Here is a 14,739-nt window from a genome sequence, read left to right on the forward strand (position 1 = left end):
AGCATCGGGGCAGGGCATGACAGCGGCATGAAGGCCGCCGCCACGCCCGTGCGCTATTTCGCGTAAACCAGGTCGCGCAGTGTCAGCGAGATCGCCGGGAAGTAGGTGATCAGCATCAAGCAGCCGAGCACGACCAGCACGAAGGGGATCAGGTCCTTCACGATGCGGTCGAGCGATATTCGCGCCACGGTGCAGGCCGCGAACAGGTTCACGCCGAAAGGCGGCGTGATCATGCCGAGCGCGAGGTTGACCACCATGATCAGCCCGAAGTGCACCGGATCGACGCCGAAGTGCATCGCCACCGGCGCGAGGATGGGCGCGAGCACGATGATGGCCGCGCTGGTCTCGATGAACATGCCGATGACGAATAGCGCCGCGTTCACGCCCAGCAGGAACATCACCGGCGACTTGAGCACCTCCTGCAGCCAGTGGCCGATGGCGTCGGGCACGCCCGCGCGCGTGATCAGGAAGGCGAACAGGCCCGCGTTGGCGATGATGAACATGATCACGGCCGACGACAGCACCGACTTGCGCAGGATCATGAACAGGTCTGTCACCTTGATCTCGCGGTAGATCACCATGCCGACGACGAGGGCGTAGAACACGGCCACGGCCGAGGCCTCGGTCGGCGTGAAGACGCCGCCGTAGATGCCGCCCAGGATGATGACCGGCATCAGCAATGCCCAGCCGGCCTGCCACAGCGCGCGGCCGAAGGGCATGCGGCCCTCGCCGTCGTTCTTGCCCCAGCCCTTGATCTTGCAGTAGACCCACACGAAGAGCATCAGCGCCAGACTGATCAGGATGCCCGGGCCGAAGCCGGCGATGAACAGTTCGCCGATCGACACCTCGGCGCTCACGCCGTACAGGATCATCGGGATCGACGGCGGGATGATGACGCCCAGCTCGGCGCTCGTGGCCTGCAGCGCGGCGGCGTACGAGGTCGGGTAGCCGTGCTTGATGAGCGCCGGGATCAGGATCGCGCCGATGGCGAAGGTGGTGGCCACCGACGAGCCCGACACCGCCGCGAAAATCATGCAGGTGAGCACGCAGGTCATCGGCAGGCCGCCCTGCACGCCACCCACGATGCTCTTGGCGAATTCCACCAGCCGGCGTGAGATGCCGCCGGTTTCCATCAGGTTGCCGGCCAGGATGAAGAAGGGAATCGCCGCCAGCGGAAACTTGTTGATCGAGTTGAAGATCTCCTTGGCGGAGATCAGCATGTTGGCGCCGTTGACCTGCATGCCCACGATCGACGCGAGCCCGATCGAGACGGCGACCGAGACCGACAGTGCGAAGCACAGCACCATCGTGCCGACCATCATGGGCGTCATTGCGCGGTCTCCAGTTCGAGCCGTTTGGGGTCGAGGTAATTGCCGGCGATGCCGAACAGGGAAAAGACGGCGCCGACCGGCAGCGCCAGGTACGCCCAGACCATCGACAGGCTCTCCAGGCCCGCCATCGACTGCACGCGGCCACGCATCGCGTAGTCCCATCCGTACCAGAGGATGATGAGCATCAGGGCCAGCGCCGCGATGCTCACGACGGCGTCGAGCACGCGGCGAAAGCGCGGCGAGCTCCAGCGGTAGAGCACATCGACGCTCACCATGGCGCCCTGGCGAAAGGCCATGGGGATGCCGAGGAACACCATCCAGATCAGGCTGACCCGAATCAGGATCTCGCTCCACTCCGCGGGTTGCTCGAGCACGAAACGCGTGACGATCTGGAACACGCCGAGCGACGAGGCGATCACCAGCATCACGCAGGCAAGCACCATCGATGCGCCGGTCGTCCAGCGCTCCAGGCCAAGGAATTTGTCTTTCATCTCTCTACGCCATTCTCAAAAAACAAAAAGCCCGCCGACAGCTGCGGCGGGCCCCGGTGCCATCCCGCGCGGGACGGCGGCCCGAGCATCACTTGACGTTGCGGATCTTGTCCAGGTTGGCCTTGCCGAACTGCTTCTCGAAGTCGGCGTTGACCGGTGCCAGCATGGCAACGAACTTCGCCTTGTCGACGGTCTCGATCACGGTCATGCCTTGCGCGCGGAGTTCCTTCACGCCGTTGGCGTCGTCCTGGTCCACGCGGTCGCGGTTGGCCTTCACGGCCACCTTGGCGGCTTCGAGGAAAGCGGTCTTGTCGGCCGCGCTGAGCTTGTCGAAGCTGCCCTTGTTCATCACGAAGATGCAGGGCGAGTACACGTGGCCGGTCAGCGACAGGTGCTTCTGCACCTGCGAGAACTTGGCCGACATGATCACCGGCAGCGGATTCTCCTGGCCGTCGACCGTGCCCTGCTGCAGCGCGGTGAAGACTTCCGGGAAGGCCATCGGCGTCGTGATGATGCCCAGGCCCTTGTAGGCCGCAATGTGCACCGGGTTCTCCATGGTGCGCATCTTCAGGCCCTTCAAGTCTTCCGGCGCCTTCACGTCGCGCTTGCTGTTCGTCATGTGGCGGAAGCCATTCTCGCCCCACGCCAGCGCCTTGAAGCCCTTGGCGTCGAACTTGGCGAGCAGGTCCTGGCCGATCGGGCCGTCGAGCACCGCGCGGGCGTGCGCCTTGTCGCGGAACAGGAAGGGCACGTCGAGGATCTTCGTCTCGGGCACGAAATTGGGCACCGGGCCGGTCGACGAGAAGGCCAGCTCCTGCGTGCCGAGCTGCACCGCCTCGATCGACTCGCGCTCGCCGCCGAGCGCGCCGTTGTAGAAGGTCTCGACCTTGTAGCGGCCGCCGGTGCGGGCCGCGACTTCCTTGGCGAAGGTGTCGATGGCGACGCCCTGGTGCGAGTTCTGCGCGGTCGAGATGCTGATCTTCATGGTGGTCTGCGCGAACGCGGCGCAGGCCAGGCCCATCCCCAGAACCAGGCCAGCGGCCAAACGGTTCAACTTCATGCGGTGTCTCCGGTTGTTGGAAAAGACTGCGGCGCGGCGACCCGGCGCGCAGACAGGCCGCGACTATGCCGCACTCTGCTGCAGTGCAGCGTCGGGATTTCTACGGGGAGCGCGCCGTGGTAAGGCGCGCGTTTCAGGTGCGCGCCGGGCGGATCGCGGACTTCGGACGGAACGCCTTGCACACCGCATCGTCGGTCTCAAGGTAGGGCCCGCCGATCAGGTCGATGCAGTAGGGCACCGCCGCGAAGATGCCCGGCACGGCCTGCGAGCCGTCGGCGTTCTTCAGGCCTTCGAGCGTCTCGGCGATGGCCTTGGGCTGGCCCGGCAGATTGAGGATCAGCGCGCGGTCGCGGACCACCGCGACCTGGCGCGACAGGATGGCGGTAGGCACGAAGCGCAGGCTGATCTGCCGCATCTGCTCGCCGAAGCCCGGCATCTCCTTGTGCGCCACGGCCAGCGTCGCCTCGGGCGTGACGTCGCGCAGGGCGGGGCCGGTGCCGCCGGTGGTGAGCACCAGCGAGCAGCCGGCGTCGACCAGCTCGATCAGCGTGGCGCTGATGCCGGCCTGCTCGTCGGGGATCAGCCGCGCTTCGAAGTCGATCGGGTTGCGCAGGGCGCGCGTCAGCCAGTCCTTCAGTGCGGGCAGCCCCTTGTCTTCGTACACGCCGGTGGAGGCGCGGTCGCTGACCGAGACGATGCCGATGCGCACCCGGTCGAAGGCCGTCGGTTCGCTCATGCGTCGCGCTCCCGCGATTCCTCGCTGGCCTCGGCCGCACGGTCGCTGCCGGCATGGGCCGCGAGCTGCGCGCGCACCAGCTGGAACACCTCGCGGTAGGCCTTGCCCTGGCGCGGTGCTTCGCCGGGCTTGCCGGCCTTGATGTCCTTGCGGGCCTGGCGCACCAGGGCGCGCAACTGCTGGCTGTCGGTGTCGGGGTGCGTTTCGATCCAGCCTCCGAGGGCGTCGTCGTCGGCGATGAGCCGGTCGCGCCAGCGCTCGGCCTCGTGCAGCGTCGCGGTCTCTTCGGCGGGGCCGCGGTGCTGCTCGTCGAGCGCGCGCCGCACGGCGTCCAGCGCCTCGGGGTCGAGCGCGCGCATCAGCTTGCCGATGAACTGCATCTGGCGGCGCTTGCCTTCGAAGTTGGTGATGCGGCGCGCTTCGACGATGGCGTCGGCCAGCTTCTCGCCGAGCGGCAGCTGGTCGAACAGGCCGCTGCGCAGGTCGAGCAGGTCTTCGCCGAGCTTCTGCAGCTCGGCGCTTTCACGTTTGAGGTCGGTCTTGCTGGCGTCGTCGGTGCCTTTGAGCTCGCGTTTGAGCTCCAGGTCGAGTTCGCTGCCTTCGGCAACGAATTCGCCACGGACGTAGTAGCCTTTTTTGGGTTTGCGGGACATCGGAAAATCCTGGGCCGCAAAGGACCGCGCGAGAGAGGGAACAGGGGGGCCAAGTATCATAGCCAACACATGACGACATCCTCCACGCGCCCCGCGTCCGGCTTTGCCTACAGCCGCTCTTTCTTCGAAAACCTGGTCGACTCGGCCCTGGCGCACGCCAAGAAGCTCGGCGCCACCGACGCGGGGGCCGAAGCCTCCGAAGGCTGCGGCCTGAGCGTGTCGGTGCGCAAAGGGGAACTGGAGAACGTCGAGCGCAACCGCGACAAGTCGCTGGGCATCACGGTGTACGTCGGCAATCGCCGCGGCAACGCCAGCACCTCCGATTTCTCCGAGGCCGCCATCGCCCAGACGGTGCAGGCGGCCTACGACATCGCCCGCTTCACCGCCGAAGACCCGGTCGGTGGCCTGCCCGACGAAGCCGACATCGTGCGCGAGCAGCCCGACCTGGACCTGTTCCACCCCTGGGATATCGACAGCGCCCGCGCCGCCGAACTGGCGCTGCAATGCGAAGCGGCGGCCCTGTCGACCGACAAGCGCATCACCAACAGCGAAGGTGCCGGCGTGTCGGCCCAGCAGAGCCACTTCTTCAGCGCCCACACGCATGGCTTTCGCGGCGGCTACGCCAGCTCGCGGCATTCCATCTCCGTCGCGCCGATCGCTGGCAAGGGCGACGGCATGCAGCGCGACGCCTGGTACAGCTCGATGCGCTCGGCCGACGAATTGGCCAGCCCCGAATCGGTGGGCCGTTATGCCGCGGAGCGCGCGCTGTCGCGCCTGAAGTCCCGCAAGATCAAGACCACGCAGTGCCCCGTGCTGTTCGAGTCGCCCCTGGCCGCCGGCCTGCTGGGCGGGCTGGTGCAGGCCACCAGCGGCGGCGCGCTCTACCGCAAGAGCACCTTCCTGCTCGATTCGCTCGGCAAGCCGGTGCTACCTAAGCACATCGACGTGGCCGAAGACCCGCACATCCTGCGCGGCAAGGGCAGCGCGCCCTTCGACGACGAAGGCGTGGCGACGCGGGCCCGCAAGATCGTCGACGGCGGCCGGCTCGAAGGTTATTTCCTCAGCACCTACTCGGCCCGCAAGCTCGGCATGAAGACCACCGGCAACGCTGGCGGTTCGCACAACCTCACGCTGCGCTCGCGTCTGACCCAGCCCGGCGACGACCTCGACGAAATGCTGCGCAAGCTGGGCACCGGCCTGTTCGTGATCGAGCTGATGGGGCAGGGCGTGAACTACGTGACCGGCGACTATTCGCGCGGCGCCAGCGGCTTCTGGGTCGAGAAGGGACGCATCGCGTTCCCGGTGCAGGAGATCACCATCGCCGGCAACCTCAAGGACATGCTCCTGGGCATTCAGGCCGTGGGCGCGGACGCGTACAACTACGGTGCGAAGAGCACCGGCTCGATCCTCATCGACCGCATGAAGATCGCGGGGAGCTGAACCCACCCGCGGGCCGCGTTCTTGGGCCCGGAAGATGGCGTTGGCGGCGCCGCGCTGCCGACGACAATCGCCGCATGACAGCGAAATGCGTGATGGTCCTGGGAACGACGAGCGGTGCCGGCAAGAGCTGGCTGGCCACCGCACTGTGTCGCCACTACGCCCGCCAGGGCTTCAAGGTCGCACCCTTCAAGGCGCAGAACATGAGCAACAACGCCCGGGTGGTGGAGGGCGGCGAGATCGGTAGCGCGCAGTACTTCCAGGCGCTGGCCGCCCGTGCCGCACCCGAGGTGCGCATGAACCCGCTGCTGCTCAAGCCTGAGCGCGACACGCACAGCCAGGTCGTGCTGCTGGGGCAGGTCAGCGCCGAACTCACCGGCATGCCCTGGCGCGGCCGCAGCGAACGCGTGTGGCCGCAGATCGCCGCATCGCTCGATTCGCTGCGCGCCGAGAACGACGTGGTGGTGATCGAAGGTGCGGGCTCGCCGGCCGAGATCAACCTGATGGCCAGCGACATCGTCAACCTGCGCGTCGCGCGCCACGCCGATGCACGCTGCCTGCTGGTGACCGACATCGACCGGGGCGGCGCCTTCGCGCACCTCTACGGCACCTGGGCGCTGATGCCCGAGGCCGACCGGGCGCTGCTGCGCGGGTTCGTGCTCAACAAGTTCCGCGGTGACGCGGCGCTGCTCGCGCCGGCACCGCAGATGCTGCAGGACATGACGGGCGTGCCGACCGTTGCGACGCTGCCGATGTGGTGGCAGCACGGCTTGGCCGAAGAAGACGGTGTCTTCGATGACCGCAGCACAGCGACGGGAGAGGTGACGTGCACCATCGCCGTCGTCGCCTACCCACGCATCAGCAACCTCGACGAGTTCCAGCCGCTGAAGAACATGCCCGGCGTGCGCTTGCGCTGGGTGCGCAGCCCGGCCGAGTTGGCCGATGCCGATTGGGTGGTGCTGCCCGGCTCCAAGCACACCAGCGGCGACCTCGCCTGGCTGCGCGCGCAGGGCCTGGACCGCGCCGTGGCGGCGCACGCTACGCGCGGCGGCCGAGTGCTGGGCGTGTGCGGCGGGCTGCAGATGCTGGGCGAGGCGCTGATCGACCCGCACGGCATCGACGGCAATGCACCGGGCCTGGGGCTGCTGCCGCTGGTCACGGTGTTCGCGCCCGACAAGACGGTGCGCCAGCGCGACGCCGCCTTTGCGACGCTGACCGGCGCGTGGTCCGCGCTGTCGAACGTCGGCGTGCGGGGTTACGAGATTCATCACGGCCAGACGATGCCGCACAGCGCGATGGCCGCGGCCGGCGACCATGCGCATGCCGCCATGCCCGACGGCCTGGCCTGGCAGAACGCGGCGGGCAACGTGCTGGGCGTGTACCTGCACGGCCTGTTCGAAGACCCCGCCGTGCTGCACGCGCTGTTCGGCACATGCGCGCCCACGCTGGATGCCGTCTTCGACGGCCTCGCCGATTTCATCGACACGCACTTCGCGCCCGGTGTGTTGTCTTCCCTGATCGACTGAACCCATGGCTCCGCTCACGCTTCCCCTCGTCGCCGACCTGCACGACGCTGCTCTGGCCGCGCGTCTGCAGCACGCGATCGACAACAAGACCAAGCCGCTAGGCGCGCTCGGCCGGCTCGAGGCGCTGGCGCTGCGCATCGGCGCCATCCTCGGTAGCGAGACGCCGGTACTGGCGCAGCCGCAGATGCTGGTCTGCGCGGCCGACCACGGCCTGGCGGCGCGCGGCGTGTCGGCCTATCCGAGCGACGTGACCTGGCAGATGGTCGAGAACTTCCTGGCCGGCGGCGCCGCCGTGAGCGTGCTGGCACGGCAGCACGGCCTGGCGCTGACGGTGGTCGACTGCGGGGTGCGCCGCGACGTCGCGCCGCGCGCCGGGTTGGTCGTGCGCAAGGTCGCACCGGGCACGGCCGATGCATCGACCGGCCCGGCAATGAGCGCCGTGCAGTGCGCCGAGGCCATCGCCAACGGCATGGCGATCGTGCGCGAGCTGCCCGGTAACGCGTTGCTGCTCGGCGAGATGGGCATCGGCAACAGCTCGGTGGCTGCCATGCTGCTGGCGCGGCTGGTCGGGCACGACATCGAGGCCTGCACCGGCGCCGGCACCGGCCTCGACGCCGAAGGCCGTGCGCGCAAGGCGCGCGTGCTGCGCGACGTGCTGGCGCTGCACGCCGGCGCCACGTCGCCGCTCGATGCCCTCGCAGCCTTCGGCGGTTTCGAGGTCGCGACGCTAGTGGGCGCCGTGCTGCAGGCGGCCGACGAGCGCCGCGTGATCGTGGTCGACGGCTTCATCGCCAGCGCGGCCGTGCTGGTGGCGCAGGCATTGCGCCCGCAGGTGGTGCAGCGCTGCGTGGCCGCCCATGTGTCGGCCGAGCCCGGCCATGCGCTGCTGCTGGCGCACCTCGGCCTCGATCCGTTGCTGCACCTGGACCTGCGGCTGGGCGAAGGCTCCGGCGCCGCACTGGCGTGGCCGCTGCTCGAATCGGCCTGCGTCATCCTGCGTGACATGGCCAGCTTCGAAGCCGCGGGCGTGTCGAGGCAATGAACGGTCTTCGGCACTTCCTGCTGGCGCTGCAATTCTTTACCCGCATCCCGGTCACGGGTCGGCTCGCGCAGTGGGTCGGCTACAGCCCGGCGATGCTGCGCGCCGCTGCAGCGCACTTTCCGGCGGTCGGCTGGGTCGTTGGCGCCATCGGCGCGCTGGCACTGGCAGGCGCGTTGGCGCTGTGGCCGCCGCTGGTCGCCGCGGTACTGTGCACGGTCGTCACGGTGCTCGTCACCGGCGCCTTTCATGAAGACGGCCTGGCCGACGTGGTGGACGGCCTGGGCGGCGCGTCGACCCGCGAGCGCGCGCTGGAGATCATGAAGGACTCGCGCATCGGCGCCTTCGGCGCCATCGCCGTGGTGCTGGCGATGGGCCTGAAGTTCGCGCTGCTGGCGACGCTGGCCGGGCAGGGTGCCTTCGTCGCCTGCGCGGCGCTGCTGGCGGCGCATGTGCTGTCGCGGCTCGCGCCGCTGGCAGTGATGCGCGCATCGCGCTACGTCGGCGGCGAGGGCGGCAAGGCCAAGCCGATGGCCGATGCGGTGAGCGGCGGCGCGGTCGTCGTCGCGGTGCTGTGGTCGCTGCCGGCCGCGGCGTTGCTGATCATGTCGGGCGGCGCGGTCAACGGCGTGGCGGCGCTGCTCGCGGCGGCGCTGGTCGCCGTCTTCATGGTGCGCCTGCTGCGCCGCCGGCTCGGCGGCTTCACCGGCGACGGGCTCGGCGCCACGCAGCAGCTGAGCGAACTGGCGATCTACCTCGCGATGGCGGCACGGCTGTGAGTAGGTTGTGGTTACTGCGGCACGCGCCGGTCGAAGCGCCTGCGGGCCTGTGCTATGGCCGAACCGACCTGTCGTGCACAACCGAGGCCACGCACGAGGTTGCTGCGCAGATCGCACCGCTGCTGCCGGCAGACATCGTCATTCACACCTCGCCGCTGCAACGCTGCGTAGCGCTCGCCCGCGCCATCGCCGACCAGCAGCCCGCGTTGCCGACGGCGGCCCTTGACCCCCGCCTCGCCGAAATGGACTTCGGCGCCTGGGAAGGCCAGCCCTGGGAGCGCATCGCCCGTGCGGACTTCGACGCCTGGATGGCCGACTTCACCAACGCGCGCGCCGGGACGCACGGCGAGAGCACCCGCCTCTTCATGGCGCGCGTCGGCGAGGCCTGGGATGCGTGGCGCGCCTCGGGGCGCGACGCGCTGTGGGTCACGCACGCGGGCGTGATGCGCGCGGTGACGCTGCTGCAGCAGGGGGTGCGATGCCCCGCAAGTGCATGCCACTGGCCGCGCCAGCCGATCGGTTTCGGCGAGTGGCGATGTGTCGAGGGCTGAAGCCGGAGCGGCCTTCCCACGCTTGGGCCGTGGGTCCGTTCAGCGCGCCGTGGCTTGGCGGACGGCGTGTTCCCACCGCCCCATCGCCTCGTCCGCCTGCGGCCGACCCATCGTCGGCATGAAGCGCCGCTCGACGCGCCAGAGCGTCGACAACTGATCGAGGTCTTTGAAGAACCCGGTCGACAGCCCCGCCAGATAGGCCGCGCCCAGCGCGGTCGTCTCGGTGACTTCTGGCCGCAGCACGGGGATGCCGAGCAGGTCGGCCTGGAACTGCATCAGCAGGTCGTTCACGCAGGCGCCGCCGTCCACGCGCAATTCGGCGACGGGTGCGCCGCCAGCGGCCACGGCGTCGCGGCTCATGGCCTGGAGCAGGGCAGCGCTCTGGTAGGCGATGCTCTCCAGCGCGGCGCGGGCGATGTGCGCGACGGTCGTGCCACGGGTCAGGCCGGTGATCGTGCCGCGCGCCTCAGCGTTCCAGTAGGGCGCGCCCAGGCCGGTGAAGGCCGGCACCATCATCACGCCGCCCGAGTCGGGCACGCTCTCGGCCAGGCCCTGCACCTCGGCGCTGCCCTGGATGGCCTGCAGGCCGTCGCGCAGCCACTGCACGACGGCGCCGCCGACGAAGACGCTGCCTTCCATCGCGTACTGCGGTTGCGCGCTGGTCTGCGCGGCGCTGGTCACGAGCAGGCCGTTGGCCGACGGGCGGAACGCGTCGCCGGTGTGCATCAGCAGGAAGCAGCCGGTGCCGTAGGTGTTCTTGGCCATGCCGGGGCCGAAGCAGGCCTGACCGAAGAGGGCGGCCTGCTGGTCGCCGGCGACGCCGCCGACGGGCAGCGAGCGGCCGAGCAATGCGGCGTCGGTGTCGCAGAAGTGCGCGCTCGACGGCTTCACTTCCGGCAGCAGCGCGGCGGGGATGTCGAGCGCCTTCAGCAGGTCGGCGTCCCAGGTGTTGTCGTGCACGTTGAAGAGCATCGTGCGCGACGCGTTGCTCACGTCGGTGACATGCACCTTGCCGCCGGTGAGCTGCCACATGAGCCAGCTGTCGACCGTGCCGAACGCCAGTTCGCCGCGCTCGGCCTGTTCGCGCGCGCCGGGCACGTTGTCGAGCAGCCAGCGCAGCTTGGTGGCGGAGAAATACGCGTCGATCACCAGGCCGGTCTTGTCGCGGATGGTGTCGGTCAGGCCTTCGTCGCGTAACCGGGCGCACAGCGGCTCGGCGCGGCGGTCCTGCCAGACGATGGCGTGGTGCACCGGCTGGCCGGTCAGGCGGTTCCACAGCAGGGTGGTCTCGCGCTGGTTGGTGATGCCGATGGCGTGGATGTCGGTCGGCTGCAGCTTCGCCTTGGCGAGCACCTCGCGCGCGGTGGCGAGCTGGCTGCGCCAGATCTCCATCGGGTCGTGCTCGACCCAGCCGGGTTGCGGGTAGATCTGCGGCAGCTCGCGCTGCGCGACGGCGACGATGCGGCCTGCGTCGTCGAACACGATGCTGCGCGAACTGGAGGTGCCCTGGTCGAGGGCGAGGATGTGGGTCATGGGTGCGCCTTCGCAGTCAATGGTCGCTCGCGATCTCGCAGCGCACCTGGGCGCTGTCGAGCAGGGCGGGAAAAGGGGCGGGCGGTTCGGCGTCGGTGAACAGCCGATCGATGTCCGACAACGTCCCGAGCTGGATCATCGCCGGCCGGTTGAATTTGCTGGCATCGGCGGCGAGCCAGACCTCGCGCGCCTGCGCAATGATCGTCTGCGCCACCTTCACCTCGCGCAGGTCGAAGTCGCGCAAGGAGCCGTCGGCCTCGATGCTGGACACGCCGATCAGCGCGATGTCGACCTTGAACTGGCGGATGAAATCGATGGTGGCCTCGCCCACGATCGCGCGGTCGCGCGCGCGCACCGAGCCGCCCGCGACGATCACTTCGCACGCCGGGTTGCCACTGAGGATCGTCGCCACGTTGAGGTTGTTGGTGATCACGCGCAGACCGGTGTGCCGCATCAGCGCCTGCGCGATGGCTTCAGTGGTGGTGCCGACGTTGAGGATCAGCGAGCAGTCGTTGGGCACGCGGGCCGCCACCGCCCGGGCGATGCGGGCTTTGCCGTCGGCGTGCAGCGACGCCCGCTGCGGGTAGCCGATGTTTTCGGTCGTCGAACTGGGCACCCGCACGCCGCCGTGAAAGCGCGTCAGCAGCCCTTCGTCCGCCAGCCGCTGGACGTCGCGCCGCACCGTCTGCAGCGTGACGGCGAGCATCTCCGCCAGCTCTTCGACCATCACGGTCCCGCGCGCCCGCACAGTGTCGAGCAGGCGCAGCTGGCGGGGATTGGGGTTCAGGCGTGGCATGGGGTGGGATGGACGCAACACTCTAAATCGAACAAAAACGAACTGTCTAGGGGAAAACTACAATCTTATGCGCGTCATAAGGAACCAAAATGAACCAAGGCGAAAGTCCTTCACTCCCCTTCGGCAACCCAGCAGTCACTTCAGAGCGGTCCTCCCTCGTGAACGATTTGTCCACCCCCGTTGCGGCCAAGACGACCGAATGCGACGTGCTCGTCGTCGGTGGCGGCATCAATGGCTGCGGCATCGCGCGGGACCTCGCCGGTCGCGGTTTCAGGGTCGTGCTGTGCGAGAAGGACGATCTGGCCGCCCACACCTCGTCGTCGTCGACCAAGCTGATCCATGGGGGGCTGCGCTACCTGGAGTACTACGAGTTCTCGCTGGTGCGCAAGGCACTGCAGGAGCGCGAAGTGCTGCTCAAGAGTGCCCCGCACATCATGTGGCCGCTGCGCTTCGTGATGCCGCATGACGCGTCGATGCGACCGGCCTGGATGGTTCGCATGGGCCTCTTCCTGTACGACCACCTGGCCAAGCGCGAGGTGCTGCCAGGTTCGCGTACGGTGGACCTGCGAAAACACAAGGCCGGCCAGCCGCTCAAGCCGCAGTACAAGCGCGGCTTCGTGTATTCCGACGGATGGGTCGACGACGCCCGTCTGGTGGTGCTCAACGCGGTCGATGCCCGGGCGCGCGGTGCGCAGATCCTCACCCGCACCCGTTGCACCGCGGTGCAGCGCGATGCCACCGGCTGGACCGCCACGCTCGACGGCCCGGACGGCATCCACACCGTGCGTGCACGTGCGGTGGTCAATGCGGCCGGCCCCTGGGCCGAGAGCTTCCTGCGCAACACGGCCCATGCGGCCAAGGGCGAAGCGCTCGCGACCAAGAGCCTGCGGCTGGTCAAGGGCAGCCACATCGTGGTCAAGCGCATCTTCGAGCACGACCATGCGTACATCTTCCAGAACCCCGACAAGCGGATCATCTTCGCGATTCCCTACCAGGACGACTACACGCTGATCGGCACCACCGATGTCGAGATCGGTGCCGACGACCCGGGCGCGGCGCGCATCTCGCCCGAGGAGATCGACTACCTCTGCGAACAGGCCAGCCGCTACTTCGAGAAGGCCGTGGTCCCGGCCGACGTCGTGTGGACCTATTCCGGCGTGCGCCCGCTGCTGGACGACGCATCGGGCGACCCGTCGGCCGTCACGCGCGACTACCTGCTCGAAGCGAACACCACCGCCGCGCCGCTGTTGTCGGTCTGGGGCGGCAAGATCACCACCTTCCGCAAGCTGGCGGAGGATGCTGCGGACGAGGTCGGCCGCATGCTCGGCGACAAGCGCCCGGCCTGGACCGACGGCGCCTTCCTCGCGGGCGGCGACCTGTCGGGCTGGATCGGCGCGCCGAAGCGGCCGGACGAAGACTTCGAGCGTTTCGTCGTGGCCGTGCAGAAGCGCCACGCGTGGCTGCCCGCACCGCAAGCGCGCCGGCTGGCGCATGCCTACGGCGCGCGCATCGCCGAGGTGCTGGGCGATGCGACCGCGCTGGCCGACCTGGGCGTGGAAGTCGCCCCGGGCCTGCGCGATGCCGAACTGCGCTACCTGTACGCGCAGGAATGGGTTCGCACGGCAGACGACGCCCTGTGGCGCCGCTCGAAGCTGGGCCTGGGGTACACGCCAGAAGAGCGTGCCGCGGTCGCCCGGTGGTTCGACGATCAAAACGACGAGAGACAAACCGATGCAATTGAACCTCGAGCGCATCACCAAGAAGGTGGGCGCGCAGACGTGGCTCCATGAGCAGAGCCTGACACCGCGCAGCGGCGCCGTCACGGTGCTGCTGGGCGCAACCCAGGCCGGCAAGACCAGCCTGATGCGCATCATGGCGGGCCTCGACGTGCCCAGCAGCGGCCGGGTCCTGGTCGACGGCGATGACGTCACCGGGCGGCCGGTGCGCGAACGCAACGTCGCGATGGTGTACCAGCAGTTCATCAACTATCCATCGCTCACGGTCGCCGACAACATCGCCTCGCCGCTCAAGCTGCGCGGCGAAAAGCACATCGGGCCGCGGGTGCGCGAGCTCGCCGACAAGCTGCACATCGGCATGTTCCTCGACCGCCTGCCGGCAGAACTCTCCGGGGGCCAGCAACAACGCGTCGCGTTGGCGCGTGCGCTGGCCAAGAACGCGCCGCTGATGCTGCTCGACGAGCCCCTGGTCAATCTCGACTACAAGCTCCGTGAGGGGTTGCGTGAAGAGCTCGCGCAACTCTTCGCCAGCGGCGACTCCACCGTCATCTACGCCACGACCGAGCCGGGCGAAGCCTTGCTGCTGGGCGGCTACACCGCGGTGCTGGATGTGGGCGAACTGCTCCAGTACGGGCCGACCGCCGAGGTCTTCCACGCGCCGCAGTCGTTGCGGGTCGCGCGTGCCTTCAGCGACCCGCCGATGAACCTGCTGCCCGGCACCGCGACGCCCGAGGGCGTGCAACTCGCCGGTGGCCCGTTGCTGCCGATGGCGTTGCCCGCCGGCAGCGGCGGGGCCGTCACCATCGGGCTGCGCGCCAGTGCCCTCGACGTGCAGGCCAGGCCTGGTGGCATCGCGTTGCCCGGCACGGTCGAGCTGGCCGAGATCTCCGGGTCCGACACCTTTGTGCATGTGCATACCGCCGTCGGCGAACTGGTGGCGCAGCTCACTGGCGTGCATCGCCTGGAACTAGGCGCCGCCATCACGTTGCACTTCGAAGCGGCCCGGGCCTATGTGTTCGACGCCAGCGAAAAGCTGGCCGTCGCCCCGGCCTGGGGCAAGGGGAACTGACC

14 protein-coding genes are annotated in these 14,739 nt (G+C 68.9%); 7 read left to right on the plus strand and 7 right to left on the minus strand.

Annotated elements, in window-relative coordinates; translation table 11 throughout:
• Positions 1-53: 53 nt before the first annotated feature.
• The 5 genes from ACSFA0_RS11015 to yjgA form a co-directional block, all read right to left on the minus strand.
• Entirely contained in the window at positions 54-1,331 is a 1,278-nt protein-coding gene (locus ACSFA0_RS11015) for a TRAP transporter large permease (protein ID WP_435450221.1), read from the minus strand.
• A complete protein-coding gene (locus tag ACSFA0_RS11020) occupies positions 1,328-1,822 on the minus strand; it encodes a TRAP transporter small permease (protein WP_435450222.1) in 495 nt (164 codons plus the stop codon). Before ACSFA0_RS11020 ends, ACSFA0_RS11015 begins: the two co-directional genes overlap by 4 nt.
• A gap of 88 nt (positions 1,823-1,910) precedes the next feature.
• Positions 1,911-2,882: a TRAP transporter substrate-binding protein gene (locus ACSFA0_RS11025; protein ID WP_435450223.1), complete on the minus strand. Its 972-nt coding sequence runs from the start codon at positions 2,880-2,882 to the stop codon at positions 1,911-1,913.
• A gap of 133 nt (positions 2,883-3,015) precedes the next feature.
• On the minus strand, positions 3,016-3,618 hold the full coding sequence (mog, locus tag ACSFA0_RS11030; RefSeq protein ID WP_435450224.1) for a molybdopterin adenylyltransferase: 603 nt from the start codon (positions 3,616-3,618) through the stop codon (positions 3,016-3,018).
• The gene (yjgA, locus tag ACSFA0_RS11035; protein ID WP_435450225.1) at positions 3,615-4,271 is read right to left on the minus strand and encodes a ribosome biogenesis factor YjgA; all 657 of its coding nucleotides are present in this window, start codon (positions 4,269-4,271) and stop codon (positions 3,615-3,617) included. Before yjgA ends, mog begins: the two co-directional genes overlap by 4 nt.
• Positions 4,272-4,340: 69 nt before the next feature.
• Between yjgA and pmbA the strand changes: the two genes are divergently transcribed.
• From pmbA to ACSFA0_RS11060, 5 genes are all read left to right on the plus strand, one after another.
• Positions 4,341-5,711, plus strand: coding sequence for a metalloprotease PmbA (pmbA, locus tag ACSFA0_RS11040; protein ID WP_435450226.1), 1,371 nt, complete (start codon positions 4,341-4,343; stop codon positions 5,709-5,711).
• 74 nt (positions 5,712-5,785) lie between these two features.
• Positions 5,786-7,234 (plus strand): cobyric acid synthase, encoded by a 1,449-nt coding sequence (locus ACSFA0_RS11045; RefSeq protein WP_435450227.1) that lies wholly within the window; start codon positions 5,786-5,788, stop codon positions 7,232-7,234.
• Between the two features lie 4 nt (positions 7,235-7,238).
• Positions 7,239-8,276 (plus strand): nicotinate-nucleotide--dimethylbenzimidazole phosphoribosyltransferase, encoded by a 1,038-nt coding sequence (gene cobT / locus ACSFA0_RS11050; RefSeq protein WP_435450228.1) that lies wholly within the window; start codon positions 7,239-7,241, stop codon positions 8,274-8,276.
• A complete protein-coding gene (cobS, locus tag ACSFA0_RS11055) occupies positions 8,273-9,052 on the plus strand; it encodes an adenosylcobinamide-GDP ribazoletransferase (RefSeq protein WP_435450229.1) in 780 nt (259 codons plus the stop codon). The genes cobT and cobS overlap by 4 nt, the downstream gene beginning before the upstream one ends.
• Complete coding sequence (locus ACSFA0_RS11060) at positions 9,049-9,603, plus strand: histidine phosphatase family protein (protein WP_435450230.1); 555 nt, start codon at positions 9,049-9,051, stop codon at positions 9,601-9,603. Before cobS ends, ACSFA0_RS11060 begins: the two co-directional genes overlap by 4 nt.
• Before the next feature lie 39 nt (positions 9,604-9,642).
• On the opposite strand, the gene glpK is transcribed toward ACSFA0_RS11060, so the two are convergent.
• Positions 9,643-11,136 (minus strand): glycerol kinase GlpK, encoded by a 1,494-nt coding sequence (gene glpK / locus ACSFA0_RS11065; protein WP_435450231.1) that lies wholly within the window; start codon positions 11,134-11,136, stop codon positions 9,643-9,645.
• 16 nt (positions 11,137-11,152) lie between these two features.
• A complete protein-coding gene (locus ACSFA0_RS11070) occupies positions 11,153-11,923 on the minus strand; it encodes a DeoR/GlpR family DNA-binding transcription regulator (RefSeq protein WP_435450949.1) in 771 nt (256 codons plus the stop codon).
• Between the two features lie 167 nt (positions 11,924-12,090).
• On the opposite strand from ACSFA0_RS11070, the gene glpD reads away from it, so the two are divergent.
• Positions 12,091-13,722, plus strand: a complete 1,632-nt coding sequence (glpD, locus tag ACSFA0_RS11075; protein ID WP_435450232.1) for a glycerol-3-phosphate dehydrogenase — start codon at positions 12,091-12,093, stop codon at positions 13,720-13,722.
• Positions 13,664-14,737: an ABC transporter ATP-binding protein gene (locus tag ACSFA0_RS11080; protein WP_435450233.1), complete on the plus strand. Its 1,074-nt coding sequence runs from the start codon at positions 13,664-13,666 to the stop codon at positions 14,735-14,737. Before glpD ends, ACSFA0_RS11080 begins: the two co-directional genes overlap by 59 nt.
• The last annotated feature ends 2 nt before the right edge of the window (positions 14,738-14,739 follow it).

Source organism: Variovorax restrictus, from assembly GCF_051216715.1.
Taxonomy (GTDB): domain Bacteria; phylum Pseudomonadota; class Gammaproteobacteria; order Burkholderiales; family Burkholderiaceae_C; genus Variovorax.